This window comes from Kytococcus aerolatus (assembly GCF_900187395.1).
GTDB classification, from domain to species: domain Bacteria; phylum Actinomycetota; class Actinomycetes; order Actinomycetales; family Dermatophilaceae; genus Kytococcus; species Kytococcus aerolatus.
In genome coordinates this window covers 501975-526640 of the sequence record NZ_FYEZ01000001.1, presented here as the reverse complement: position 1 = coordinate 526640, position 24666 = coordinate 501975, and the positions used below count along the sequence as shown (strand labels likewise).

Annotated in this window: 22 protein-coding genes; 11 read left to right on the top strand and 11 right to left on the bottom strand. The window is 72.2% G+C overall.

Annotated features, from left to right (window positions below; all coding sequences use genetic code 11):
* Positions 1 to 19: 19 nt before the first annotated feature.
* Positions 20 to 937 carry an AEC family transporter gene (locus CFT82_RS02385; RefSeq protein WP_088817482.1) on the top strand — a complete coding sequence of 306 codons (918 nt, stop codon included), beginning with the start codon at positions 20 to 22 and terminating at the stop codon, positions 935 to 937.
* Between the two features lie 74 nt (positions 938 to 1011).
* Here CFT82_RS02385 and CFT82_RS02380 read toward each other — a convergent pair whose 3' ends face one another.
* Both CFT82_RS02380 and CFT82_RS02375 read right to left on the bottom strand, forming a co-directional pair.
* Complete coding sequence (locus tag CFT82_RS02380; protein ID WP_088817481.1) at positions 1012 to 1518, bottom strand: WGxxGxxG family protein; 507 nt, start codon at positions 1516 to 1518, stop codon at positions 1012 to 1014.
* A 53-nt stretch (positions 1519 to 1571) separates the two neighbouring features.
* A complete protein-coding gene (locus CFT82_RS02375) occupies positions 1572 to 1850 on the bottom strand; it encodes a hypothetical protein (RefSeq protein WP_088817480.1) in 279 nt (92 codons plus the stop codon).
* A gap of 222 nt (positions 1851 to 2072) precedes the next feature.
* Between CFT82_RS02375 and CFT82_RS02370 the strand changes: the two genes are divergently transcribed.
* The 3 genes from CFT82_RS02370 to CFT82_RS02360 all read left to right on the top strand — a co-directional run bounded on the left by CFT82_RS02370 (position 2073) and on the right by CFT82_RS02360 (position 4435).
* Entirely contained in the window at positions 2073 to 2303 is a 231-nt protein-coding gene (locus CFT82_RS02370) for a DUF3046 domain-containing protein (RefSeq protein WP_088818284.1), read from the top strand.
* Between the two features lie 268 nt (positions 2304 to 2571).
* The gene (gene recA / locus CFT82_RS02365) at positions 2572 to 3669 is read left to right on the top strand and encodes a recombinase RecA (RefSeq protein ID WP_088818283.1); all 1098 of its coding nucleotides are present in this window, start codon (positions 2572 to 2574) and stop codon (positions 3667 to 3669) included.
* A gap of 31 nt (positions 3670 to 3700) precedes the next feature.
* Positions 3701 to 4435, top strand: coding sequence for a regulatory protein RecX (locus tag CFT82_RS02360; protein WP_234994236.1), 735 nt, complete (start codon positions 3701 to 3703; stop codon positions 4433 to 4435).
* 94 nt (positions 4436 to 4529) lie between these two features.
* Here CFT82_RS02360 and CFT82_RS02355 read toward each other — a convergent pair whose 3' ends face one another.
* Positions 4530 to 4904 (bottom strand): antibiotic biosynthesis monooxygenase family protein, encoded by a 375-nt coding sequence (locus CFT82_RS02355; protein ID WP_088817478.1) that lies wholly within the window; start codon positions 4902 to 4904, stop codon positions 4530 to 4532.
* 90 nt (positions 4905 to 4994) lie between these two features.
* Here CFT82_RS02355 and miaB point away from each other — a divergent pair, with 90 nt between their 5' ends.
* Positions 4995 to 6527, top strand: coding sequence for a tRNA (N6-isopentenyl adenosine(37)-C2)-methylthiotransferase MiaB (gene miaB, locus CFT82_RS02350; RefSeq protein ID WP_088817477.1), 1533 nt, complete (start codon positions 4995 to 4997; stop codon positions 6525 to 6527).
* On the opposite strand, the gene CFT82_RS02345 is transcribed toward miaB, so the two are convergent.
* The 3 genes from CFT82_RS02345 to CFT82_RS02335 form a co-directional block, all read right to left on the bottom strand.
* Positions 6528 to 7685 carry an acyltransferase family protein gene (locus tag CFT82_RS02345; RefSeq protein ID WP_088817476.1) on the bottom strand — a complete coding sequence of 386 codons (1158 nt, stop codon included), beginning with the start codon at positions 7683 to 7685 and terminating at the stop codon, positions 6528 to 6530.
* 136 nt (positions 7686 to 7821) lie between these two features.
* Complete coding sequence (ppdK, locus tag CFT82_RS02340; protein ID WP_088817475.1) at positions 7822 to 10482, bottom strand: pyruvate, phosphate dikinase; 2661 nt, start codon at positions 10480 to 10482, stop codon at positions 7822 to 7824.
* A gap of 67 nt (positions 10483 to 10549) precedes the next feature.
* The gene (locus CFT82_RS02335; RefSeq protein ID WP_088817474.1) at positions 10550 to 11383 is read right to left on the bottom strand and encodes a pyruvate, water dikinase regulatory protein; all 834 of its coding nucleotides are present in this window, start codon (positions 11381 to 11383) and stop codon (positions 10550 to 10552) included.
* A 58-nt stretch (positions 11384 to 11441) separates the two neighbouring features.
* Between CFT82_RS02335 and miaA the strand changes: the two genes are divergently transcribed.
* Both miaA and CFT82_RS02325 read left to right on the top strand, forming a co-directional pair.
* On the top strand, positions 11442 to 12395 hold the full coding sequence (gene miaA, locus CFT82_RS02330) for a tRNA (adenosine(37)-N6)-dimethylallyltransferase MiaA (protein WP_088817473.1): 954 nt from the start codon (positions 11442 to 11444) through the stop codon (positions 12393 to 12395).
* A 58-nt stretch (positions 12396 to 12453) separates the two neighbouring features.
* On the top strand, positions 12454 to 13620 hold the full coding sequence (locus CFT82_RS02325) for a GNAT family N-acetyltransferase (RefSeq protein WP_088817472.1): 1167 nt from the start codon (positions 12454 to 12456) through the stop codon (positions 13618 to 13620).
* 38 nt (positions 13621 to 13658) lie between these two features.
* On the opposite strand, the gene CFT82_RS02320 is transcribed toward CFT82_RS02325, so the two are convergent.
* The gene (locus CFT82_RS02320; RefSeq protein WP_088817471.1) at positions 13659 to 14372 is read right to left on the bottom strand and encodes a class I SAM-dependent methyltransferase; all 714 of its coding nucleotides are present in this window, start codon (positions 14370 to 14372) and stop codon (positions 13659 to 13661) included.
* Positions 14373 to 14441: 69 nt separating this feature from the next.
* On the opposite strand from CFT82_RS02320, the gene CFT82_RS02315 reads away from it, so the two are divergent.
* The 4 genes from CFT82_RS02315 to CFT82_RS02300 all read left to right on the top strand — a co-directional run bounded on the left by CFT82_RS02315 (position 14442) and on the right by CFT82_RS02300 (position 19364).
* Positions 14442 to 16097 (top strand): alkaline phosphatase D family protein, encoded by a 1656-nt coding sequence (locus CFT82_RS02315; RefSeq protein WP_088818282.1) that lies wholly within the window; start codon positions 14442 to 14444, stop codon positions 16095 to 16097.
* 94 nt (positions 16098 to 16191) lie between these two features.
* Positions 16192 to 17163: a D-alanyl-D-alanine carboxypeptidase family protein gene (locus tag CFT82_RS02310; RefSeq protein WP_088817470.1), complete on the top strand. Its 972-nt coding sequence runs from the start codon at positions 16192 to 16194 to the stop codon at positions 17161 to 17163.
* A 107-nt stretch (positions 17164 to 17270) separates the two neighbouring features.
* The gene (gene hflX / locus CFT82_RS02305; protein WP_088817469.1) at positions 17271 to 18752 is read left to right on the top strand and encodes a GTPase HflX; all 1482 of its coding nucleotides are present in this window, start codon (positions 17271 to 17273) and stop codon (positions 18750 to 18752) included.
* Between the two features lie 87 nt (positions 18753 to 18839).
* Positions 18840 to 19364, top strand: coding sequence for a hypothetical protein (locus CFT82_RS02300; protein WP_143469455.1), 525 nt, complete (start codon positions 18840 to 18842; stop codon positions 19362 to 19364).
* A gap of 9 nt (positions 19365 to 19373) precedes the next feature.
* Here the strand turns inward: CFT82_RS02300 and CFT82_RS02295 are convergent, their stop codons facing one another.
* Genes CFT82_RS02295 through CFT82_RS02280 form a run of 4 tightly spaced genes read right to left on the bottom strand, consistent with a single transcriptional unit; the run spans position 19374 to position 24647 of the window.
* On the bottom strand, positions 19374 to 20222 hold the full coding sequence (locus tag CFT82_RS02295) for an ECF transporter S component (protein WP_081439807.1): 849 nt from the start codon (positions 20220 to 20222) through the stop codon (positions 19374 to 19376).
* Positions 20219 to 21961, bottom strand: coding sequence for an ABC transporter ATP-binding protein (locus CFT82_RS02290; protein WP_088817467.1), 1743 nt, complete (start codon positions 21959 to 21961; stop codon positions 20219 to 20221). The genes CFT82_RS02295 and CFT82_RS02290 overlap by 4 nt, the downstream gene beginning before the upstream one ends.
* The gene (locus CFT82_RS02285) at positions 21958 to 23289 is read right to left on the bottom strand and encodes a CbiQ family ECF transporter T component (RefSeq protein ID WP_159461826.1); all 1332 of its coding nucleotides are present in this window, start codon (positions 23287 to 23289) and stop codon (positions 21958 to 21960) included. Before CFT82_RS02285 ends, CFT82_RS02290 begins: the two co-directional genes overlap by 4 nt.
* On the bottom strand, positions 23265 to 24647 hold the full coding sequence (locus CFT82_RS02280) for a hypothetical protein (protein WP_088817465.1): 1383 nt from the start codon (positions 24645 to 24647) through the stop codon (positions 23265 to 23267). Before CFT82_RS02280 ends, CFT82_RS02285 begins: the two co-directional genes overlap by 25 nt.
* Between the last annotated feature and the right edge of the window lie 19 nt (positions 24648 to 24666).

Sequence of the window (24666 nt, the reverse complement as noted above, 5' to 3'; positions counted from 1 at the left end):
GGTGCGGGAGGATGCCCCCGTGCTGGACGTCATCGAGGGTTTCTGGACGATCGGCGTCGTCATCGGCGTCGGCTACCTCGCCGCGGCCCGGGAGCTCGTCCCCGACGGGACCGTCGAGGCCCTCTCCAGGGTCACCTTCACGCTGGGCACGCCGGCGCTGCTCTTCACCATCATCGCCGCGGCGCCGCTCCACCAGGTGCTCTCCCCGCCCCTGGTCATCACCGTCACCGCGGCCCTCCTGGTGGCCGGGGTGTTCTGGCTGCTCGGTCGGGCCTGGGGCCTCACCCCGGGGGAGCAGCTCATCGGGGCGATGGCCAGCGGCTATGTGAACGCGGCCAATCTCGGCATCCCCATCGCGGTCTACGTGCTGGGCGACGCGGTGTACGCCAGTGCGGTGCTCCTGGGGCAGCTCCTGCTCGTCCAGCCGATGGCCCTGCTGGGCCTGGACCTGCTCGACGCGGATGGCACGGCCTCCCGGTGGAGGACCATGACCCGGCCGCTGCGCAACCCGATGACGGTGGGCTCGCTGCTCGGCCTGCTCTTCTCGGTGCAGGGCTGGTCGATCCCCGGTGAGTGGGGCGCACCCCTGGAGATGATCGGGGACCTCTCCGTGCCGGCCATGCTGCTGGCCTTCGGCATGTCGCTGCGCTGGGGGCCACGGCCGCTGCGCGGGGGCGCCGGCCGGGAGGTCGTCGCGGCCGTGCTGCTCAAGATGGCGGCGATGCCGCTGGTGGGCCTGGGGCTGGGGCTGCTGTGGGGGCTCGACGCGCAGCTGCTCCTGGTGGTGGCCGTCACCTGTGCACTGCCTTCGGCCCAGAACGTCTTCGTCCTGGCCACGGTGTACCGGCAGGCCCCGGAGCTGGGCCGGGACGTCGTCCTGACCACCACGCTGCTCTCGCTGCCGGTGACCATGCTGCTCGTCCTCCTCCTGCGCTGAGCCGGTCGGCACGCACCGGGGCCCCGGACCGGGTGGTCCGGGGCCCCGTGGAGAGGAGAGATCCGATCAGGTGATCAGCGGCGGTTGTTGCCCTTGAGGTCGTCGCCGTCGAGGCGGCCGTCGCCGTCACCGAAGCGGTCGTCGACGCGGCCCTGCAGGCCGTCGTTGCGACGGTGGTCGTCGTAGTCGACGCCCTCGCGGCGGACGTCGGTCACGCCGTCGCGGCGGGTGTGGTCGTCGATGACGACGTCGTCCCGGCGGTCGTCGCGGACCGTGGTGGTGCGGTTCGGGGTGCGGTCGGTGGTGCGCACGTGGTCAGCGGTGCGCACGTCGACCTCCTTCTTCTTCTTGCCACCCAGGAGGCCGGCCAGACCCAGCAGACCCAGGAGGCCCCAGAGGCCGGTCTTGTCGCCGCCCTCGTCCTCCTTCGGGGTGGGCTCGGCGTCGGTGGTCTCCTCGCCGCCGTCGGTGGCCTCGGTGGCCACGGACTCGGCCTCGGCGGCGGCGTGGGTCGGGGCCGCGGCGGCCAGCGGGGTGGCGGCGAGGGCGATGATCAGGGCGATGGAACGGGTCGTACGCATGATGTGACTCCTTGGTGTTCGGGGTGAACGGTCGTCGGTGTCGTCAGGGGGGGTCAGCGGCGCTTGAGGAGGCCGAGGAGGCCGAGGAGGCCTGCCAGACCCGCCAGGCCCCAGATGGCCCACTTGCCGGCGTTGCTCTCCGCCTCGTCGGCGACCTCGCCGGCTGCGTCGGTGGCGTCACCCGCAGCGTCCCCCGCGGCATCCGTGGCGTCGGAGGCGGCGTCACCCGCGGTGACCACCGAGGGGGCCGCGGGGGCGGCCACGGCGGTCGAGGTGCCCGCGGCCGGGGTGAGGGCGGCTGCCAGCAGCAGTGCCGTCGTCTTCCGGTTCATCGTGAACTCCTGTGCGGTGTGGGGCAGCGTCTCTGCCCGACTGCTTCAACCCGACCACGACGAACTGGCGAATGCACGCACAGAACCGGGGAGAGGGACTTTCCGGGAGCGGAGAATCCGCATTCTCGTGCGGTGCAGGAAGTGCACTGTGTGGTCCCTCACCCAGGGCTCGCCCAGGGGGTCCTGAGCACTCGAGGGCCGCTGCCGTGCGAGGCTGTGACCGTGCGTGAGAGCCAGTTCGAGGAGTTGTTGACCGGAGAGTTCGGGAGCGTCATGGCCGGGCACCTCCGGGGGAGTCATGTGCTCTCTGGGAGGGGGGTCGCCGCGGGGCGGACGGTGGACGAGGCGCTGGCGGACGGGCTGCCTCCCCGCGCGGTCTGGGACCAGCTCTGTGAGGACTTCCAGGTGCCGCCGGAGCGCTACTGGGGGGTGGACGCGCCGTCCCGTCGCTGAGCCCTCCCGGCGGGACCGGCGACGGGGGCCCACGGGGGTGTACGCACGTCGCTTGAATGTCGTACAGATGTTCTGTATCGTGCTTCTCACGGCCCGCCCGCCGGCTCGTCCACAGGGGAACACCTGCTGGGCGGAGGTTGTCGGTGCGTGGCCCTAGCGTCTGACGCAGACCGAGCTCGACGGGTGGGGATCAACCATCGCGAAGCGCTCGGAGGAGCCTGCGTCGAAGGTGGGCGCGCACGACACGAGCGAGAAGGAAGTGGTGGACATGGCCCGGAATGCCCCGGTCGACCCGGCCACGGAGCGTGCGCGCTCCCTGGACACGGTGATGGCCCAGATCGAGAAGCAGCACGGCAAGGGTGCGGTCATGCGCCTCGGGGACGACGTCCGTCCACCGATCGCCACGATCCCCACGGGGTCGATCGCGCTCGACGTCGCGCTCGGGCTGGGCGGGTTGCCGCGTGGCCGGGTCATCGAGATCTACGGTCCGGAGTCCTCGGGAAAGACCACCGTGGCCCTGCACGCCGTGGCGAACGCGCAGAAGGCCGGTGGCATCGCGGCCTTCATCGACGCCGAGCACGCCCTGGACCCGGAGTACGCACGGAAGCTGGGGGTCGACGTCGACAACCTGCTCGTCTCGCAGCCCGACACCGGTGAGCAGGCGCTGGAGATCGCGGACATGCTGATCCGCTCCGGTGCGCTGGACATCATCGTCATCGACTCGGTCGCCGCGCTGGTGCCGCGGGCCGAGATCGAAGGGGAGATGGGCGACTCCCACGTGGGTCTGCAGGCCCGGCTCATGAGCCAGGCCCTGCGCAAGATCACCGGTGCGCTGAGCAGCACCGGGACCACGGCCATCTTCATCAACCAGCTGCGCGAGAAGATCGGCGTGATGTTCGGCTCCCCGGAGACCACCACCGGTGGCAAGGCGTTGAAGTTCTACGCCTCGGTCCGCATCGACGTGCGCCGGATCGAGACGCTCAAGGACGGGTCCGAGCCGGTCGGCAACCGCACCCGCGCCAAGATCGTCAAGAACAAGGTCTCGCCGCCGTTCAAGCAGGCGGAGTTCGACATCCTCTACGGTCATGGCATCTCCCGGGAGGGGGGGATCATCGACATGGGGGTGGAGCACGGCTTCATCCGCAAGTCCGGTGCCTGGTACACGTACGAGGGTGATCAGCTCGGGCAGGGCAAGGAGAACGCCCGACAGTTCCTGCTGGACAACCCGGACCTCACCGAGGAGCTGGACCGCAAGATCAAGACCAAGCTCGGGATCGGGATCGACCCGAACGCCCCGGTCGAGGAGGTCGACGCAGAGGCGGCCGCCCTGGCCGGCGAGGCCGGTGAGGTCGAGGTGACCTTCTGACCGTGCTGACTGCTCAGCGAGGAGCCATGGCGTGAACCACGCCCCCCAGACCCCGGACCCCGACGCGTCGACCCCGCGTCGGGGTCCGGCCCTGCCTGCGGGTGATGGCGAGCCGGGGCCGTCACCGGTGCGGAGTGGCGAGGTGGACATGGAGTCGCTCCGGCGCATCGCGGCGGGGGAGGAGCTGTCCGCGTCCGCGGGGGCTGGTGTGGCGGGAGCCAGTGCACCCCCCGCCCCGCGTGCTCCCGCCCCGGAGGACCCGGCCCGGCAGGACGCCGGGGCGGACCCCCACGAGGTGGCCAGGGTTATCGTCCTGCGCCAGCTCGCCGCCGCCCCTCGGAGCCGCAAGCAGCTCGAGGACAAGCTCGCCCAGCGGGGCTGCGAGCCGGCCGTGGCGGCCGAGGTGCTGGACCGGATGGAGCAGGTCGGGCTGGTCGACGACGCCGCCTACGCGCAGATGCTGGTGCGCTCCCAGCAGCAGGGAAGGGGGCTGGCTCGGAGGGGACTGGCCCACGAGCTGCGGAAGAAGGGCGTCCCGGAGGAGATCGCCCGAGACGCCCTGGCGACGGAGCTCTCCGCGGACGGGGAGCGGGCCCGCGCCGAGGAGCTCGTGGCCAAGAAGCTGCGCACCATGAGCGGGCTGGACCGACAGGTGAAGACCCGTCGACTGGCCGGGATGCTGGCACGCAAGGGGTATCCGGGAGAGCTGGCCTACTCCGTGATCCGGGAGGCGCTCGACCAGGACCCCGAGCACCAGCGGGACTGAACACCCGCCCCGGGGCACCCGGCGTCACCGGGGCGGGCGCCCGGCGCCGCCCGGGGTCGCCTGGGGCGGGACCGGGCGGCGCCGAGCAGGCGGGTCAGCCCGCGGAGCCGCCGGCCACGTCGTAGGACCACAGCTCGGCGCTCATGCCGACCGGCTTCTGGCGCGGGGCCTCCTGCTCCGGCGCCGCCTGCTCGTCGGCGGCGGCGTCACCCCGGGTCTGCGGGGACCCACCCTCGGCGTGGGCGCGCTGGAAGTCGCGGCCCGAGGTCCACGCCTCGAAGGAGGCCTCGTCCTCCCAACGGGTCACCACCAGCCAGACGTTGCGGCCGTCGGTAGGGCGCAGCAGCTCGAATCCCTTGAAGCCCGGCTGCCCGTCGACGGCTCCCGCCCGGGCGGCGAAGCGGCGGGCCAGCTCGTCACCGGAGTCGGCGGGCACGGTGATGGCATTGATCTTGATGACATCGCTCATGACCCCATCGTGGCAGGAGCGCTCCCCGAGCCCCCGCGCAGGGCGCGACGGCCGGGGTCCCCGACACCGCCGCGTAGAATCGCCCGGAGTATGAGCGCCTCTCCCAAGACCTATGACGTCCGCACCCACGGGTGCCAGATGAACGTGCACGACTCCGAGCGCCTCTCCGGCCTGCTCGAGGGAGCCGGGTACACCGACCTGGCCGCCTTGGAGGCCGCGGAGCGCCCCGAGACGGCGGACGTGGTGGTGTTCAACACCTGCGCGGTCCGGGAGAACGCCGCCAACAAGCTCTACGGCAACCTGGGGCAGCTCCGGCAGGCCAAGCTCCGCAACCCGGACCTGCAGATCGCCGTCGGCGGCTGTCTGGCGCAGATGGACCGCGACACCATCGTCCAGAAGGCGCCGTGGGTGGACGTGGTCTTCGGGACCCACAACATCGGCTCGCTGCCGGTGCTGCTGGAGCGTGCTCGCCACAACCGCGAGGCACAGGTGGAGATCCTGGAGTCCCTCGAGACCTTCCCCTCCACCCTGCCCACCCGCCGCGACTCCGCCTACTCCGGCTGGGTGTCCATCTCCGTGGGCTGCAACAACACCTGCACCTTCTGCATCGTCCCGTCCCTGCGGGGCAAGGAGAAGGACCGTCGCCCCGGCGACATCCTGGCCGAGGTGCGCGCCCTGGTCGAGCAGGGCGTCGTGGAGATCACGCTCCTGGGCCAGAACGTCAACACCTACGGCGTGGAGTTCGGCGACCGTCAGGCCTTCAGCAAGCTGCTGCGCTCCTGCGGCGAGGTCGAGGGCCTGGAGCGGGTGCGCTTCACCTCCCCGCACCCGGCGGCCTTCACCGACGACGTCATCGACGCCATGGCCGAGACCCCCAACGTCATGCCGAGCCTGCACATGCCGCTGCAGTCCGGCTCGGACAAGGTGCTCAAGGACATGCGCCGCAGCTACCGCGGCAAGAAGTTCCTCGGGATCCTCGACAAGGTCCGCGAGCAGATCCCGCACGCGGCGATCACCACCGACCTCATCGTCGGCTTCCCCGGGGAGACCGAGGAGGACTTCGCCGAGACCCTCCGCGTGGTGGAGGCCAGCCGTTTCTCCAGCGCGTTCACCTTCCAGTACTCCATCCGCGAGGGGACGCCGGCGGCGACCATGCCCGACCAGATCCCCAAGGAGGTCGTCCAAGAGCGCTTCGACCGGCTCATCGAGCTGCAGGAGCGCATATCCTGGGAGGAGAACCGGAAGCAGGAGGGGCGCACCGTCGAGGTCCTGGTGGCTCCCGGCGAGGGGCGCAAGGACGCCGAGACCCGGCGCCTGTCCGGACGCGCGGATGACAACCGCCTCGTCCACTTCGCCCTCCCGGCCGACCTGCCGGAGGCCGATCGTCCCCGTCCGGGCGACATGGTCACCGTCGAGGTCACCTACGGAGCGCCACACAATCTCATCGCGGACTCCGCGGTCGAGGGCGGCACCTTCTCCGTACGCCGCACCCCCGGTGGGGACGCGTGGGAGCGGGCGCAGGGGATGCCGGCAAAGAAGCCGGCCGTCGGCCTGGGCATGCCGAGCATCGGGCAGCCGCCCGCCCCGGACGTGACGGTCGTTCCCTGCGCCACCGACTCCTGATCAGGCGGTCCCGGCCCGTGGGTGCGCCGCACCCCGGACCGACTCCCGGCTCCGCCAGCCGTTGAGCAGGGCACCGAGCGCCGTGTACCGCACGAGGTACTGGTAGCTCACCAGACAGATGACCATCGCCCCGACGAGGACGACCGGCACCGTCACCCAGAACGGCAGCCCACGGCCGCCCACCAGGCCCTGGAGCACGAGCACCACGGGGAAGTGGACGAGATAGGTCCAGTACGAGGCGTCGGCCAGCCAGCGCACCCGCGGGTCGGCTCCACGCTCCCCGGCGAAGACTCGTTGGAAGAGGCCCGTGAGCATGAGGATGGTCAGCCAGGCGAAGGCCACCTGGGCCGCCTGCGACACCGGGTGCTCCACCGGCAGCGACCGCCCGGTGCTGAGGCTCACCAGGGCCGCCGCCCCCCACAGCGGCCATCGGGCCTGGGCGGTCAGCAGCCAGCTCGGCAGATGCCCGGCGGGGGCGTAGCAGGCCGCGCCCGCGCCGAAGAAGCAGCCGTAGTAGCCCACCACGACCAGGTCCAGCAGCAGCCGGTCGGTGTAGGCCGGACCGAACTGCCCGGTGGGCATGAGGAACTGCATCAGCACGCTGAGGGCGAGCATCGCCACCACGAAGAGCCCGGGGCGGGCCAGCGCCCGGGTGGTCCGTGGCGCCAGCCTCCTGGCCACGCGCCCCAGCCCCACCAGCGCTGCGAAGGCCACCACGAGGTAGCACAGCATCCACAGGAACCACAGGTGGGCCATGCCGCTGGTGGTCGGGCTGACCGGGAAGCCGGCGGAAGCCGGCACCGGGCCGGGGTCCGTCCCGGCCAGGACGCGTCCCAGGTAGAAGGACCACTCCAGGGCCGGCCGGACGGTGACCAGGGACAGGGCCAGGGGGAGGAGCACTCGGCGGGCCCGTTGCTGGAGCAGGCTCCCCAGGCCTCGTCGCTGCCAGACCAGGGCGGTGAAGTAGCCGGAGACGGCGAAGAACAAGGGCATCCGGAAGCCGTGGATGAGGTCGACCACGGCGTCGAGGACCAGGGGTGCCAGCCGGTCGGCGGTGGCGTAGTGGGGCACGAAGTCGGCACACGCGTGGATGACCACGCCCAGGAACATCGCGAAGGCCCTGAGTGCGTCGAGATCGTGTCGGCGGTGCGTGTGCATCGCCTCCGGAGGGTAGCCAGAGCTCCCACGAGCGGGGGGAGAGGCCCGTGGTGCCGGGTCCGGGAGCCGCTCCTGCGGGCGGACACGGGTGAGGGGCCCCACCCTCTCGGGTGGGGCCCCTCACCGACTCCGTGGCTCAGCCCTCCTGGGCGTCCAGCACCGCCCGCGCCGCGGCGAAGCGGGCGATCGGCACGCGGTACGGGGAGCAGGAGACGTAGTTCAGGCCCAGCTCCTCGAAGAGCGAGATGGAGGCCGGGTCGCCACCGTGCTCGCCACAGACGCCGAGCTTGAGGTCGGCGTGGGTGGAGCGGCCCTTCTCGGCACCGATGCCCACCAGGCCGCCGACACCGTCGCGGTCGATGGAGCCGAACGGGTTGCCCTCGACGATCTCCTCGTCGATGTAGTGCGCGAGGAAGGCGCCCTCGGCGTCGTCACGCGAGATGCCGACGCCGGTCTGGGTCAGGTCGTTCGTGCCGAAGCTGAAGAAGTCGGCGTGCTCGGCGATCTGGTCGGCGGTCACCGCGGCGCGCGGCAGCTCGATCATCGTGCCGACGGGGAAGTCCATGCTCTCACCGGCGGCCTGCAGCTCCTCGGCGATGGTCTCCTCGATGATCGCGCGCATCCGCTTGAGCTCCTCGGCGAAGGCCACCAGCGGCACCATGATCTCCACCTGCGGCTCGCTGCCCCGGGCCTTGGAGGCCAGGGCGGCGCGGACGATGGCGCGGGTCTGCATCGCCGGGATCTCCGGGTAGAGCAGGGCGAGGCGGACACCACGGGTGCCGAGCATCGGGTTCTGCTCGGTGAGCTTCTTCACCTGCGCGAGCAGGGTGCGGGCCTCGGCCAGCTCGGCATCGTCCTCGCCGCGGCCCTCGAGCTCCAGACGCTGCACGAGCAGCGACTGGTCCACGAGGTTCGGGAGGAACTCGTGCATCGGCGGGTCGAGCAGGCGCACGGTCACCGGCAGGCCGGTCATCGCGTCGAAGATCGCCTCGAAGTCCTCCTGCTGCAGCGGCAGGATCTCGGCCAGCGCCTGGGTGCGGGCCTCGTCGGACTCGGCCAGGATCATCTTGCGCACGGCCGGGAGGCGGTCGGCCTCCATGAACATGTGCTCGGTGCGGCACAGGCCGATGCCCTGGGCGCCGAACTCGCGGGCCTTGGCGGCGTCCGCGCCGGTGTCGGCGTTGGCCCGCACGTCCATGCGGCGGATCTCGTCGGCCCAGCCCACGATGGTCTGGAAGTCGTCGTTCAGCTGCGGCGGCACCAGGTCCAGCGCCTCGGCGTAGACCTCGCCGGTCGTGCCGTCGAGGGTGATCATGTCGCCCTCGCGCAGGACGCTCTCACCGATGGTGAGCGTCTTGGCCTCGGCGTCGATCTTGATCTTGGAGGCGCCGGCCACGCAGGGCTTGCCCATGCCGCGGGCCACCACGGCCGCGTGGGAGGTCATGCCGCCGTGGGCGGTCAGCACGCCCTGGGCCACGATCACGCCGGCGATGTCGTCCGGGGTGGTCTCCCAGCGGACGAGCACCACGCGGTCGCCGGCCTTGCCGCGCTCGGCAGCGGTCTCGGCGTCGAAGACGACCTCGCCGACGGCCGCGCCGGGGGAGGCGTTGAGACCCTTGGTGACCGGGGTCTTGCCGTGCGAGAGGTCGATGGCGGGGTGGAGCAGCTGGTCCAGCTGGGCCGGCTCGATGCGCTTCAGGGCACCGGCCTTGTCGAGCTTGCCCTCGGTGACCATGTCGACGGCGATCTTGAAGGCCGCGGGGGCGGTGCGCTTGCCGTTGCGGGTCTGGAGCAGGAAGAGCTTGCCGTCCTCGACGGTGAACTCGATGTCCTGCATGTCGCCGTTGTGCTCCTCCAGACGGTTCATGGTGTCCAGGAGCTGGGCGTAGGCCTCGGGGAGCACGGACTCCATCTCGGCCAGCGGCTTCGGGGTGCGGATGCCGGCCACCACGTCCTCGCCCTGGGCGTTGAGGAGGAACTCGCCGTAGAGCTCCTTGGCGCCGGTGGAGGGGTTGCGGGTGAAGCAGACGCCGGTGGCGGAGGTCTCGCCGCGGTTGCCGAAGACCATCTGCATGACGTTCACGGCGGTGCCGAGGTCGTCCGGGATGCCCTGCGACTTGCGGTAGATGCCGGCGCGGGGGGTGTCCCAGGAGGCGAAGACGGCGTTGACCGCGCGCTTCAGCTGCTCCTTGGGGTCGGTGGGGAACTCCTCGCCCATGTGCTCGCGGGAGACCTGCTTGAAGGTCTCGACCAGGCCCTTGAGGTCCTCGGCGGTCAGGTCGGGGTCGTTCTCGACGCCGCGCTCGGCCTTGAGGGCAGTCAGGGCGTCCTCGTACGCGTGGTGCGGCACGCCCTCGACGACGTCGCCGTACATCTGGATGAAGCGCCGGTAGGTGTCCCAGGCGAAGCGCTCACCGAACTCGGCGGCCAGGGAGCCGACCGTCTCGTCGCTGATGCCCAGGTTGAGGATCGTGTCCATCATGCCCGGCATCGAGATGACGGCACCGGAGCGGACCGACACCAGCAGCGGCTTCTCGGCGTCGCCCAGGCGGCGGTCGACGCGCTCCTCGAAGCGCGCGAGGGCGTCGGTGACCTGGCCCCACAGGTCGGCCGGCCACTCGCCGCCGTTGTTCATGGTGTCGACGCAGGCCTCGGTCGTGACCGTGAAGCCGTCCGGCACGGGGACTCCGAGCTTGATCATCTCCGAGAGGTTCGCTCCCTTGCCCCCCAGCAGGGGCTTCATCGAGAGGTCGCCCTCGGAGAGGTCATAGATGTACTTGGTCGTGCCGCTGGTCATGCGGTCCTCCGTGTCACGTCGTTGTGGCGAGGTCGATCCCCGGGCGGCCAGGAGGCCGTGACGCGGGTCACCCGCCCAGCGTAACCCGGCGTTGCTCGATGATCTCAATGACCCTGCCCGCCGACTCCTCGAGGGCCAGCTGGGTGGTGTTGATGGAGGGGCAGCCGACCCGGCGGAAGATTGCCTCGGCGTGGTCGAGCTCCTCGTAGATCTTCAGCACGTCGGCGTAGCCGTCCTTGCCCTGTTGCCCGCCCAGGGTCTTCACCCGGCGCTCCCGGATGTCCGCCAGGCGCGTCGGGTCGATCGTGAGACCCACCACCTTCCACCGCGGCACGTCGAAGAGGCGCTCGGGCGGCTCGATGCCGTTGACCAGCGGGATGTTGGCCGTCTTGTAGCCCAGGTAGCCCAGGTACATGGACAGCGGCGTCTTGCCGGAGCGGGAGACGCCGATGAGCACGATGTCCGCCAGGTCCAGGCGCTGGTCGGGGTTGCCGTCGTCGTTGGCCACGGCGTACTCCATCGCGGCGATGCGGGTGAAGTAGTCGGCGCCGATCCCGACGGGGCGGACCACGTGCTCGGCCTCCCGCTGGCTGACCCGCTCGACCGCCTTGAGCGCCGGCCCCAGCAGGTCGACGTGCTCGAGACGGGCCCGCCGGGCCAGCTCGTGGACGAGGGCGTGCAGCTCGTCGTCCACGATGGTCGAGAAGACCACCACCGGGCGGGGCGCCTCCTCGATGCGCCCCAGCACCGAGCGGAGGGTCTCCTCGGTGCCGATCCGCGGGTGGCGGACGATGTGCACGTCGCTGTGGGGGAACTGGGCGGCGGTGGCGCGGGCCACGCGGGCGGCCGTGTCGCCGGTGGAGTCGGCGACCACGTGGAGCTCGATGCGGGAGGAGGTCATGGGATTCACACTAGGCCCCGGGTCGTCGTGCTCCGTGCGGGAGAATGGCGGTGTGAGCATGTGCAGCGCCCCGTCCCCCGACCGCGACCACCCGCTGGCCGGTCCGGTGCCGATCGTCGCCGTCGTGGGCCAGACGGCCACCGGGAAGTCGGATCTCGGGCTGGCGCTGGCCGAGCGGCTCGGCGGGGAGGTGGTGAACGCCGACGCCTCCCAGCTCTACCGGGGGATGGACATCGGCACCGCCAAGCTGTCGGTGGCTGAGCGGCGGGGGATCCCGCACCACCAGCTGGACGTCCTGGAGGTCACGCAGGAGGCCACGGTGGCGCGCTTCCAGGAGGAGGGGAGGCGGGACATCGCCGGCATCCGGGAACGTGGGAACGTGCCGGTGGTGGCCGGGGGGACCGGCCTCTACGTGCGGGCGCTGCTGGATCGGCTGGAGATCCCGCCGACCGACCCTGCGGTGCGCGCGGTCTTCGAGCAGCGGCTGGAGGCCGAGGGTGTGGAGCGGCTGTACGGGGAGCTGCAGCGGCTCGACCCGCGGGCGGCCGAGGGGATCGAGCCGCGCAACGGCCGGCGGATCGTGCGGGCGCTGGAGGTCATCGAGCTCACCGGGCGGCCCTTCTCCTCGACGATGCCGACCCGCGAGTTCCTCGTGCCCAGCGTGCTGATCGGGCTCCGGGCGGACGACGAGGTGCTGCACCCCCGCATCGACGCGCGGGTGGAGCGGATGTGGGCCGCCGGCCTGCTCGAGGAGGTGCGGGCGCTGGACGCGGTGGGGCTGCGGGCCGGGCCGGGACGCACGGCACGGCGGGCGATCGGCTACTCCCAGGCCCTCGCGCAGCTCGACGGGGAGATGACGCAGGCCGAGGCGATCGCCGACACCCAGCAGGCCACCCGGCGGCTGGCCCGGCGGCAGCGCGCCTGGTACCGGCCCGACCCGCGGATCGTGTGGCTGGAGCACGACGCGGAGGGCCTGGTGGAGCAGGCGCTCGCGGCCGTGGCGGACGGCTGAGGCCGGGGCCACGGAAAATCAGTGGTGCCCGGCAGCGCGAGCCTGCTGGGATGTTCCCATGACGCAGACCTTCACCCTCGCCGTCCTGGACGTCTCGTCCGCCGACGCCCCGCCCTCGCACCTCACCGAGCAGCTCATCGAGCAGGACGCCGCGCTGGGCCGCGAGCTCCTCGGCCACGACGACTTCACCGGCAACGACGCCGAGGGTGTGCTGCGTGCGCTCCAGCCCGGGCCCTCTCGGCGCCACTGGATGGTCGTGGCCCTGGACCGCCTCCCCGCCGGCGACCTTCCGGCCGACGAGTCCTCCGGCCTGCCTCTCGTGCCGGGTCGGGGTGACGTGGATCCGGGCGTCCGCCTGCTCGGGTCGGTGCACTGCGGTGCGCCGCTGCAGGAGGACACCGAGCGACTGGACCTCGACCTCGGGGTGCTGCCCGAGGCACGGCGGCAGGGGGTCGGGGCGGCCCTGCACCGTGCCGCCGAGGACATCGCCCATCGCCACGGGCGCACCCTGCTGGGTTCCTACTCCGCGCAGATCCCGACGCCCGACCTGCCCGGCGAGCACGCCCTCGAGGCGCCGACCGGGTACGGGGTGCTCGACCGCCGGGGCGCCTCGGTGGCCTTCCCGCTGACCCAGGGCTATCGACTCGTGCAGACCGAGACGCACTCGCAGCTCGTGCCGGCCGAGGGGCTGGTCCGCTGCGGAGAGCTCCAGCGTGAGATCGAGCCCTTCGTGCAGGACTACGAGGTGGTCACCTGGGCCGGCACCACCCCGCCGGAGCACGTGGAGGGCATGTGCGAGCTGTACCGCCGCATGAGCACCGACCTCCCGCACGGAGACACCGAGCGGGACGAGGCCGTCTGGACACCGGAGCGTGTGGCGGAGAACGACCAGCGACGCGAGGAGACGGGCATGCGCACGATCTTCGCGATGGCCCGGCACCGGGAGACGGGGCAGGCCGTGGCCTACACCTACCTGGCCACCCCGCGGCGGCGCCCGCAGGCGGCCTACCAGGAGGACACCCTTGTGGCCGCCGAGCACCGCGGTCACCGGCTCGGGATGCTCGTGAAGCTCGCGGCACTGCGACGGCTCGGGGAGGAGTGGCCGCAGGTGGAGCGGATCCACACGTGGAACGCCGGCGAGAACGTCCACATGCTGGCGATCAACGAGGCGCTGGGCTATCGCCCGGTGAGCATCGAGGGCATCTGGGAGAAGCAGCTGGCCTGAAGGGTGGTGGACGGGTCGCCCGGGGGCAGGGTGGTGGCTCAGTCCTGCCGGGTGACCTCGAGCACCCAGGACTGCTTGTGCCGACCGACGCGCTCCGCAGTGAAGCCCCCGGACTTCAGTTCGTACGGTGAAGGCTTCTCGCTGAACTCTCGGTTCAGCCAGGTGAGGAGGCTCGGTGCGCCGAGCTGCTTGCCGACCACCAGCCACGCGCTCGCCCCGGGGGCCAAGCGCGGGATCCACTGCCGCAGGATGCCGTGCAGGGCCTCCTTGCCGACGCGGATCGGCGGGTTGGACCAGATGCCGTCGAAGGTCACCTCGGCGGGCACCTCGTCCGGGGTGGCCACGGTGATGCCGGGTGCGCCGGGGGAGGCGGCCAGGAGGTCGGCGGCGTGGGCGTTCTCCCGGGCCAGCTCGGCGGCCCGCTGGTTCACCTCGACCGCCCAGACCGCCGCGCCGGGGGCCTGCAGGGCCAGGGCGAGCGCGATCGGGCCCCACCCGCAACCGATGTCGAGCAGCGTGACCGGCGCGCCACCCTCGGCGCCGTCCGTCTCCGCGGCCCGGGCCACGAGCCCCTCCGGCACCGGGCAGTGCTCGACCAGGAAGGCCGTGGCGTGGTCCACGTGGTCGGGGGAGAAGATCCCCCCGGCGGTCACCACCTGGAGCTCTCTCCCGGCCAGGCGCACGGTGAGCGTGCGCCGCTGCTCGGGGGTGGCCGGCTCGGCGCTGAAGTAGTGCTCGGGGGAGGAGTTCACACCGAAAGGTTACGCAGCGGACAGGTGCCGGACACGGGCGCGTCACCCGGGCCCGGCAGCATGCCGACCATGCACATCACCGACGCCCCCCGCCCCTCTCGCCGCACCCTGCTGGCCGGATCCGCCGGCCTCGTGACCGCCGGTGCCCTCGGCCAGGCCACCGCTCCGCGCGCTGCCGGCCTGGTCACCGACCGCCCCGCCCTCACCTCCGGCCTCCAGCTCGGTGACGTCTCGGCCACCGACGGCATCGTCTGGTCGCGCGCCGACCGGCCGGGCCGCATGATCGTCCGCATCGCCACGGAGGGCGCGAAGCCCACCGTTCTGCAGGGGCCCTGGACCGACCCGACCCGCGACTGCACGGCCAAGCTGCAGCTCTCCGGCCTCACCCCCGGCGCCCACCACGAGGTGACCGTCTCCTTCGCCGACGACGAGGGTCGCGAGGGTGAGAGCGTCACGGGTTCCTTCCGCACCGCCGACGAGGCCTCCGGCGCCACCACCTTCGTGTGGACCGGGGACACCGCGGGCCAGGGCTGGGGCATCAACCCCGAGCTGGGCGGGATGCGCTCCTACGCGGCGATGGCCGCGACCGACCCCGACTTCTTCATCCACTCCGGTGACACGATCTACGCCGACGGCCCGATGGAGGAGACCGTCATCGAGCCCGACGGTCACGTGTGGCGCAACCTGCTCATCGACGAGGTGACGCACGTGGCGCAGGAGCTCGGCGACTTCCGGGGCCGCCACCGCTACAACCTCATGGACGAGAACATCCGGGCCATGTACGCCCACGTGCCGGTGCTGGCCCAGTGGGACGACCACGAGACCACCAACAACTGGTACCCCGGCGAGATCCTCGACGACCCGCTGTACGACCGCGAGAACCGGGTGGACGTGCTGGCTGCCCAGGCGCGCCGGGCCTTCTTCGAGTACCAGCCGCTGGCCGACGGCAAGGGCCGCCGCCCGTGGACCCCGGAGGGCGGCGGCCGCATCCATCGCAAGGTGGCCCGCGGCCGTCACCTCGACGTGTTCTGCCTGGACATGCGCACCCACAAGAGCGAGAACACCGCCAACACCGAGGACCGCCTCACCCCGATCCTGGGTGCCGAGCAGCGCCACTGGCTGATCCGCGAGCTCAAGCGCTCGCAGGCCACCTGGAAGGTCATCGCCGCCGACCTGCCGATCGGCCTGGTCGTGCCCGACGGCGACCTCGCCCAGGAGGGTGTCGGCAACGCCGACGCCGGGAAGCCGCTGGGCCGGGAGCAGGAGATCGCCTGGGTGCTCAAGGCGATCAAGGACGCCGGCATCCAGAACGTCGTGTGGCTGACCGCGGACGTGCACTACTGCGCAGCCCACCACTACTCGCCGGAGCGGGCCGCCTTCACCGAGTTCGACCCCTTCTGGGAGTTCGTGGCCGGGCCGATCAACGCCGGCACCTTCGGCCCCAACGACCTGGACGGCACCTTCGGGCCGCACCTGGACTTCGTGAAGCACGCCGGGGAGCCCAACGAGTCGCCGCGCGTGGGCAACCAGTTCTTCGGCCACGTCGCCATCGACGAGGCCGGTTCCTTCACCGTCTCCCTGCGCGACGCCGAGGGGGCGGTCCTCTACACGCGCACCCTGCAGCCCGCGGAGGGGTCCGAGGGCCCGATCGTCGACACCGGCCGGACCGGCGGGTCGGCCCTCGCCTCGGCCCAGCAGCAGGTGATGGGCAGCATCGTCCGCTGAGCGGGACCGTCGGGCGGCCGCCGCCCCGAGGCGCCGGCCACAACTCAACCCGGGGACTGACGCGCGCCCGGCGGCCCGTGCCTACCCTCGGGGCATGTTCGGAAGCGACGATCCCGGAGCGCCACGCTGGTCCAGCCGGACCAGCGTGGCACTCGCCGTCCTCGCCCTGGGAGGGCTGACCTCCTGCGGGGGTGGCAGCGGGTCGGCGCAGTCCACGCCCCCGTCGAAGGAGTCGCCGCAGTCGCCCGGGGACGAGGGGGCGGCGGGGACCTCCCCGGACGGTTCCGAGGGCCCCGGCCAGGGTGAGCCCTCCGCGTCCGAGGTGGACCCGCCCGACGCGCCGGGGGAGGGATCCCCCGGTGGGGGTCAGCCCGAGGAGAGCCCGTCGTCGCGCCCCACCACCGGCCTGCCCCACCCGGAGGGTGACCCGCAGCCGCACCCCGCACCCGGGGAAGGGGGTGCCCACTACCGGGGGGACTACCTGCACCCGGAGAGCATCACCCCGCACGAGGTCACCGTCGTCACCCCGTGGACCATCGTGAACCGTGTCAACGCCCTGCCCGCCGACTACGAGCCGGAGCTCGTGGAGGTGGCGGGATCGGCCCTGGAGAAGCAGCCGACCATGCGACTGGCCCCGGAGGCTGCCCGGGCCTGGGAGGCGCTGCGGGCGGCCGCTGCCGCCGACGGCGTCGAGCTGCGCCTCAACGCCGCCTACCGCTCCTACGACGAGCAGCAGAGGACCTGGAAGGAGTACGAGGCGAAGGACCCCGACCACGTCTTCGTCTACACCGCTGCTCCCGGGCGCAGCGAGCACCAGACCGGCCTGGCGGTCGACATCGCCGACATGCCGAAGTTCCCGAATCCGGTCACCGACAACGCGCGCGGCCGCTGGCTCACCCAGCACGCCGCCGAGCACGGCTGGATCCTGCGCTACCCGAAGGACCGGCAGGCCGAGACGGGATACCGCTACGAGGCCTGGCACTGGCGGTACGTGGGCCCGCAGCTGGCGCGGCAGCTGGCCGAGGAGGACCAGACCATGGAGCAGTGGGCCGGGCTGGTGGAGTGAGCCGGGTCCCGCCGATCCGGGCCGCCCCCGGCCGGTGGGGCACAAATCAGTGGCGTCCTGCGTTGACGCGGTGAGACCCTCTGGGTTCCGACGCCTCGAAGGAGACCATGACCCACACCCCCCAGAACCCGCCCCAGGAGCTCGGCCGTGCCGCGGCCCTCGCCGAGGAGAGCGAGCTGCGGCCCGGCGCCGAGCAGTGGCAGGAGTTCGACGGCGAACAGCTCGACCGCGAGGAGCGCCGCGCACTCCGCCGCGTCGACTCCCTCTCCACCGAGCTGGAGGACATCACCGAGGTCGAGTACCGCCGGGTCCGCCTCGAGCGAGTCGTCCTGGCCCACGTGCAGACCGAGGGCACCACGGAGGAGGCCGAGAACTCCCTGGCCGAGCTCGCCGCCCTGGCCGAGACCGCGGGCTCGACGGTGCTCACCGGGGTGATCCAGCGTCGGCAGAAGCCCGACCCCGCCACCTGGCTGGGCCGGGGCAAGGCCGAGGAGCTGCGGGACATCGTGGCCGCCGAGGGGGCCGACACGGTCATCGCCGACTCCGAGCTCGCGCCCTCCCAGCGCCGGGCCCTGGAGGACGTCATCAAGGTGAAGGTCGTGGACCGCACCGCGCTGATCCTGGACATCTTCGCCCAGCACGCCAAGAGCCGCGAGGGTCGCGCCCAGGTGGAGCTGGCCCAGCTGCAGTACCTGCTGCCGCGCCTGCGTGGCTGGGGTGAGTCGATGTCCCGCCAGGCCGGTGGACGGGTCGCCGGCGGTGAGGGCATCGGCTCCCGGGGCCCGGGTGAGACGAAGATCGAGCTCGACCGCCGCCGCATCAACCACCAGATGTCCGTCCTGCGCAAGCAGATCGCCCAGATGAAGACGGTGCGGGACACCAAGCGCTCCTCGCGGCGCTCGCACCACGTGCCCTCGGTGGTCATCGCCGGGTACACGAACGCGGGGAAGTCCTCGATCCTCAACCGGCTCACCCGGGCCGGGGTGCTCGTGGAGAACCAGCTCTTCGCCACCCTGGACCCGACCGTCCGCCGCGCCGAGACCGCCGACGGGCGCGCCTACACGCTGGCCGACACGGTCGGCTTCGTGCGCTCGCTGCCCCACCAGCTCGTGGAGGCCTTCCGCTCCACGCTGGAGGAGGTGGCCGAGGCCGACGTCGTCCTCCACGTGGTGGACGGATCCCACCCCGACCCCGAGGGGCAGATCTCCGCGGTGCGCGAGGTGCTCACCGAGGTGCTCGACGAGCAGGGCGCCAGCGGGATGAACGAGATCATCGTCATCAACAAGGCCGATGCCGCCGACCCCGAGGTGGTGGCCCGCCTGCTGCGCGCGGAGAAGCGGTCGATCGCCGTCTCCGCCCGGACCGGTCAGGGCATCACCGAGCTCCGCGAGCTGGTGGAGTCCGAGCTTCCGCGCCCCGACATCGAGGTGGACGTGGTGGTGCCCTACGAGCGCGGCGACCTGGTGGCCCGCATCCACTCCGAGGGCGAGGTGCTCGCGGAGCGCCACCTGCCCGAGGGCACGCACCTGGTGGCGCGCATCAACGCCGACCTCGCCGGGGCGCTGACCCCGGTGGTGCAGGCGCGCTGAGGCGTGGGCTGACCTTCCTGGCCCGCCGCCGTCAACACCCCCCTGGGTGGATGGACGGGGTCCCGCGGGACGAGCAGTGTGTCCTGCATGAGCAGGCGTGATGGGGCGGCGCCCCAGGGAGTCATGGAGGTGGTGAACACCCCTTTGGGTGACCCGATGAGAGCGCGGCCGGTTCTTGCCCTGCTCTGCACTGTTCTTCTCACCGGGACTGCCGGGTGCATCGCGCCCGACACGCCGACTCCGGTGGACCTGCCTCCCCAGTTGCGGGAGGCGGGCCCGAGCGGCTTGGTGCTGGTCCCGAAGGAACTCCCCGAGGAACTGTTCGTGTCCGCTGCCGGGGTGCTGCCGACCGAAGGTGAGGCCAGCACCTTCATCATGGACGTGAATCGGCGTCTCCAGGGCGTCTACACGGTGTGCGTCGCACAGGTGGTGGACCGGTATTCCTGCCCCATGGACCCTGAACTGGAGAACGTCCGGACCGGGACCGTTGGCGACGTGCGGTGGAGGGTCTCCAGCGGTTACACCGATGTCGCGTGGGAGCCGGAGATGACCCCCGACTGGGAGACACTCGACTGGGTGGCTCAGAACGAGGACCGCCCTGGGCGTGGATGACCCCGGGGGTCAGACGAACTGGGCGCGCCTAGCGGCGCGGCGCAGCACCGTCAGAACGGCCGGGCCCACCAGCACGATGAACACCGTGTTCGTGATCGCCCGGCCGGTGTTCCACCCCATCGCGGTGGCCAGGTTGAACACCCAGAAGCGCTGCAGGTTCTCCCAGGCGCTCAGGTCGGGGGAGTAGGACGCGTCGGTTCCCGTGCCCAGGTTGAAGGGCCAGAAGGACAGGTCCATCAACATGCCGAACATGAACGCCGACACGATGCCGTAGAGCGCCAGCAGCCCGATCTCCAGCCAGCCACGGCAGCGCGGCAGCAAGCCCGCCCCCAGCCCGACGAAGCCGGAGCTGATCATCTGGAAGGGCAGCCACGGCCCCACTCCGGCGGTCAGCAGCGCCGAGGCGAACAGCGTGGTGTTGCCCAGAATGAAGCCGAACCCCGGCCCGAACACGCGCCCGCCCAGCACCAGCAGGAAGAAGACCGTCTCGATGCCGGCCGTCCCGGCACCCAGGGGGCGCAGCACCGCACCCACCGCGGACAGCACCCCCAACATCGCCAACGCCTTGACGTCCATGCCCTCACCGGTCAGCTCGCTCAGGGCCAGTCCGATGACCACCGGCAGGATCAGCGCGAACACCAGCGGCGCCTGGGTGGACCCCGCCAGGGACGAGTCGGGCGTGACCAGCAGCGGCCAGGTGAAGGCGAGCAGGCCGACCACGGCAACGAAAGCCAACATCACCGCGCCACGCAGGTCGATGTGGACCGCCCGGCTCTCGATGCGGCCGCGCACCTCCCGCACGGGCGAGCGGTCGCCCTCGACCGGCTGGACGCCTGAGGTGGACACAGGGCTGCTCATGCCGTCCCCTGTGCCGGGCGCAGCTGCTCGGTGGTCAACACGTGGTGCGGTGCGAACACCTTGGACACCTGGGGGGCGAAGGTGGGGGAGCTGGTCGCCACCTGGGCGGTGGGCCCGTCGGCCACCAGGTCGCCGTCGGCCATCAACAGCATCCGGGTGGTGGCCCCGGCGGCGAACTCGACGTCGTGGGTGGCCACCACCACGGTGGCGCCGTCGGCGGCCAGGGTGTTCAGCATCGTGCCCAGGTGGTCCTTGGCGGCATAGTCCAGGCCGCGCGTCGGCTCGTCCAGGAGCACCACGTCCGGGGCCGCGGTGAGCTGGATGGCCAGAACCAGGGCCAGCCGCTGCCCCTCGGACAGGTCCCGGGGGTGGGCGTCGCCCGGCAGGGGGACTCCCAGCCGCTCCAGCACCTGCCACCCGCTGCCCGGCGCAGCCCCGGACTCCTGGTCGGCCTGGGCGAGCTCGGCGTCCACCGACTCCAACCACAGCAGCGAGCTGGCCTCCTGCGGCACCAGGGTGACGTGCCGTCGGGCTTCGGCGGGGGACAGGTCACTCGGGTCGGAGCCGTCGCCAGTGCGCACCCGGCCCGCGGTCCGCTTGCCGGTGCCCTGCAGCGCCCACAGCAGCGAGGACTTGCCGGACCCGTTGCGCCCCATCAGCGCCACCACCTCGCCGGCGGCGAGGTCGAGGTCCACGTCGGCCACGGCCAGCAGGTCCCCGTGCTCCACCCGGATGCCGCGGGCCGCCAGGGCTAACCGGATGCCCGGGGCCGTGCGGCGTCCCAAAGCCTGCGTGCGTCGTGAAGGCCGGGTCGGGGGCTCGGCCTCGAGGGCGCGAGACGATGACGCCACATCGGTCGCCCTCGCACCTGCCGGGGCGACGGATCCGTCGAGTGGGCCCCGGTCCGTCGGGGCGAGCAGCCGCTCCGGCCCTCCCTCATCAGCGATGCGGCGTCGTGCCTCCCGCACCGACAGGGGCACCGATCCCCATCCCACCGCGCGGGCCAACCGTGACAGGGGCGGGTGGATCTCGGCGCGGGCCAGGACGTCCCGTGGGTCCCCGGAGACGACCGAACCGTCACCGGGCACCCAGATCATCTGGTCGGCGGCGTGCATGACCCGCTCCAGGCGGTGCTCGGCCAGCACCACGGTCAAGCCCACCTCGTGCACCAGGGTGGTGACCGCCGAGAGCACGTCCTGCGCACTCGTGGGGTCAAGGGCGCTGGTCGGCTCGTCGAGCACCAGGACCCGCGGCTGGGCGGCGAGCACCGAGGCGATGGCGACCCGCTGCTGCTGGCCGCCGGAGAGCTCGGCCAGCACCCGGCGCCGCAGGTCGGCGATGCCCATCACGTCCAGGGTCTCCTCCACCCGTTTGCGCATCGCCTCGGCACCGATGCCGAGCTGCTCCATGCCGTAGGCGACCTCGTCCTCGACCGTGTCGGTGACGAAGCCGGCCAGCGGGTCCTGGCCGACGTAACCGACGAGGTCGGCCATGTCCCGCGGCGCGTGGGTGCGGGTGGAGCGGCCGTGCACGCGCACGTCGCCGGCGAGGGTGCCCCCGCTGAAGTGGGGCGTCAGGCCGTTGAGGAGACCCAGCAGGGTCGACTTACCCGCCCCCGTACGGCCGGCCACCAGCGCCAGGTCGCCCTCGTGGACGGTCAGGTCGATGCCGTCGAGCACCGGCCGGGGGGAGTCGGCGTGGCGGAAGCTCACACCGGAGAGCACGATGGCGTCGGTCACGAGGACTCCTGGGTGGTGGGGGCGTGGGGTGCGGCGTCCTGCTCGCGCGACTGCCGTCGCACCGAGGCCGGGGGGCGGGGTGCCAGCAGGACGGGCAGGACCACCAGCGTCGGCACGATCATCATCAGCGGGTGCAGCTGGGGGAAGGCGAGCGGCTCCACCGGGGGGATCAGCCAGGCCTGGCGCAGCGGGGTGTCCAGACCCACCGCCTCGAACGACCCGCTGAGCCACATCATGACGGCCAGTGCGGCCAACGCGGCGGCACACACAAGGGTCTCCGGAGCCCGCCAGGGGTCCGGCCGGTAGCGCGTGGTGCGGATGCGGCGACCGGACCACCAGAACGCCACCACCGCCAGGGCGATGCCGAGCGGCAGTGCCAGCTGCCCCGTCCACAGCGGGAGGTAGGGCACCGTCATCAGTCCGCCAGGGCTGCCGAGCACCATGAACACGCCGTAGGCGATGAGGCTGGCCGCGGCCAGCACCAGCACGGTCACCAGCCACCGCCCCCGTCCGGTGCGAGTTCGACCGAAGCCGCGGGACTCCATGCCGGCGGCCAGGGCCATGGACTGCTCGACGGCGTTCTCCAGCACCGGGATCAGGACCGCCCGCACCGCCCGCAACCCCTTCGCGCCGCCCCCGCGCAGCCGTCGGGCCCGCCGGGCCTGCACGGCGGAGACCACCAGCTGGGGGGCGACGGTCAGGGCGATCACCACGGCCACGGACACCTCGTACAGCGCGCTGGGCACCGAGCGCAGCGCGCGCCGCGGGTTTGCCAGCGCGTTCGCGGCGCCCACGCACAACAGCATCGTGCCCAGGCGCAGGGCGTCGTAGACGGTGATGATCAAGAACTCGGTGCGGACCGGTCCCCCCAGGCGGATGCCAGCTGCCCACTCGGGCAGCGGGATCTCCGGCAGCGTGAACAGCACCCCGCCGGGCCGGTCGGCGCCGACGACGATCTGGAAGAACACGCGGATGACGATGATCGCGGCGGCCAGGTAGAGGTAGGCGGCGATGCTGCGTGCCCACACGTCATCGGACCGCTTCACCAAGGTGACCACCACGACGGCGGCGGCAACCAGGAGCACCAGAAGGGGGTTGGTGGTCAAAGAGACCGCGGCGGCGGTGCCCAGGGCCCACACCCACCAGGCCCACGGGTGCAGCCGGCGGCCGACGGTGCGGGCTGAGGAGTCCCCGGCCGGCGAGTGCTCGCGCCCTGTGGCGTCCCCGTCGTGTCGCTCGCGCTCTCGCTGACCACCGGCTGCGGTGCGGCCGGGCAGCGAGGGGCGTGCTTGGTAGCTGGCGCTCACCTCCGGCCCAAACGCAGCCACGCACCGACGCCAGCGGCGACGGCGGCCAACAGACCTCCGGTCAGCAGCAGGCTGCCGTATCCGGAGCCGGGCGCCTCACCGGACGGCCCGGCGGCGTTCTCGTTGCGCGTGGGCTCGCCGACGGGGGCGGCGGGGTCGCTCGCGGCGGCCTCACTGGTGGGGACGGGCTGGCTGCTGCTGGAGGGGCTCTGCGATGAGTTCGCGGCAGCATCCGCCTCGGACTCACCGGCGGCGGACTGGGGCGGCGTCGCCGCGGACGTCGATGAGGAACTGCGCTCCTGTCCGGTGGGGTTCTGGCTCGAGCGGTCGGCCTCAGGGGTCCCTGCCTGCGCCGGCCCGGTGGGGCCGGAGTCCGCTGTGCCCGGTGCGGTGGGTTGGGGGGAAGACCGAACCGACGTGTCGTCGGTGGCCTCTCCGGAGGAGCGTGGGGCGGAGCCACCGGTCGACCTGCTGCTGGTGGAGCCTTCGGTGGAGGGCTTCGGCGGAGCGTCCGTGCCAGCGGGGCGGGAGGTCGCCTCCTCGGATGGCTTCGGTGCGGAGGTCTTCGGTGCACTGGTCGGGCGGGGGGCAGTTGACCGCGGCGCGTCCGTGCGGGTGGGCTGGGGTGACTTCGTGGTCGGCCGCGATGTCGTGGGGTCCGGCCGGGACGACGTCGGCGGTGAGGTGGGGGCCGGTGCCGTGGTGGTGGGAGAGGGCGTGAACGTCTCCCCGGGGTGGTTGGGGTCACCGTCGGAGTAGTCCCCGCCGTCCCAGCTGCCGTCGTTGACGCCGGAGTCGCCCGAAGGCACCACGCCACGAGGCATGTTCTCCGGCGGCGCCGGGGCGGGCTGCGGTCCGCTCTGCCCGGCGTACAGCGGCACGATGCCGTTGTTCGGGGTCGTGTGGCCGACGCCGAAGCGCCACCCCTCGAAGTCGTCGATGTCGGGGTCGTAGGTGATGGCGCCCCAGTCGGAGTAGTACCAGCTGTCGCCCGGGTGCTGGGCCTGCCAGTAGGACCAGTAGGGCATCGGCAGCTGGGGGCACTCCTGCGGGTACATGATGTCCCCGTAGCCGATCTGGCAGATCAGGCCGGAGTAGTTGTGCACGATGGTGAAGCCGGCCCCCTCGAGGGCCTCCTCGCCGTTGGCGGGGTCGCCCGGCGAGCAGCGCATGACGTTGTTGTTGGGGTCCTGCACGATGACGGTGACCCCCTCGCCCTTGGCGCAGGCGCCCGGCTTTCCGGCGGCGTGGGCCGGTTGCGACCAGGTGGGGCCCGCCACCGTGGCGCTTGAGACCAGGACGGCCGCGGTGAGAACCCTCCCCAGGGTGCCGGTCAGGCGGGGGGAGTTGTGTGGGGCGCGGTCGGCAGGAGTGGTCATGCGGGTCTCCGGGAGGGGG

Coding starts and splice junctions, on each gene's coding strand:
- hflX (WP_088817469.1), top strand. CDS start 17,271: ATGACCCACACCCCCCAGAACCCGCCCCAGGAGCTCGGCCGTGCCGCG.
- CFT82_RS02345 (WP_088817476.1), bottom strand. CDS start 7,685: ATGCACACGCACCGCCGACACGATCTCGACGCACTCAGGGCCTTCGCG.
- CFT82_RS02335 (WP_088817474.1), bottom strand. CDS start 11,383: ATGACCTCCTCCCGCATCGAGCTCCACGTGGTCGCCGACTCCACCGGC.
- CFT82_RS02380 (WP_088817481.1), bottom strand. CDS start 1,518: ATGCGTACGACCCGTTCCATCGCCCTGATCATCGCCCTCGCCGCCACC.
- miaB (WP_088817477.1), top strand. CDS start 4,995: ATGAGCGCCTCTCCCAAGACCTATGACGTCCGCACCCACGGGTGCCAG.
- CFT82_RS02375 (WP_088817480.1), bottom strand. CDS start 1,850: ATGAACCGGAAGACGACGGCACTGCTGCTGGCAGCCGCCCTCACCCCG.
- CFT82_RS02300 (WP_143469455.1), top strand. CDS start 18,840: ATGAGCAGGCGTGATGGGGCGGCGCCCCAGGGAGTCATGGAGGTGGTG.
- CFT82_RS02355 (WP_088817478.1), bottom strand. CDS start 4,904: ATGAGCGATGTCATCAAGATCAATGCCATCACCGTGCCCGCCGACTCC.
- ppdK (WP_088817475.1), bottom strand. CDS start 10,482: ATGACCAGCGGCACGACCAAGTACATCTATGACCTCTCCGAGGGCGAC.
- CFT82_RS02295 (WP_081439807.1), bottom strand. CDS start 20,222: ATGAGCAGCCCTGTGTCCACCTCAGGCGTCCAGCCGGTCGAGGGCGAC.
- recA (WP_088818283.1), top strand. CDS start 2,572: ATGGCCCGGAATGCCCCGGTCGACCCGGCCACGGAGCGTGCGCGCTCC.
- CFT82_RS02325 (WP_088817472.1), top strand. CDS start 12,454: ATGACGCAGACCTTCACCCTCGCCGTCCTGGACGTCTCGTCCGCCGAC.
- CFT82_RS02310 (WP_088817470.1), top strand. CDS start 16,192: ATGTTCGGAAGCGACGATCCCGGAGCGCCACGCTGGTCCAGCCGGACC.
- CFT82_RS02315 (WP_088818282.1), top strand. CDS start 14,442: ATGCACATCACCGACGCCCCCCGCCCCTCTCGCCGCACCCTGCTGGCC.
- CFT82_RS02280 (WP_088817465.1), bottom strand. CDS start 24,647: ATGACCACTCCTGCCGACCGCGCCCCACACAACTCCCCCCGCCTGACC.
- miaA (WP_088817473.1), top strand. CDS start 11,442: ATGTGCAGCGCCCCGTCCCCCGACCGCGACCACCCGCTGGCCGGTCCG.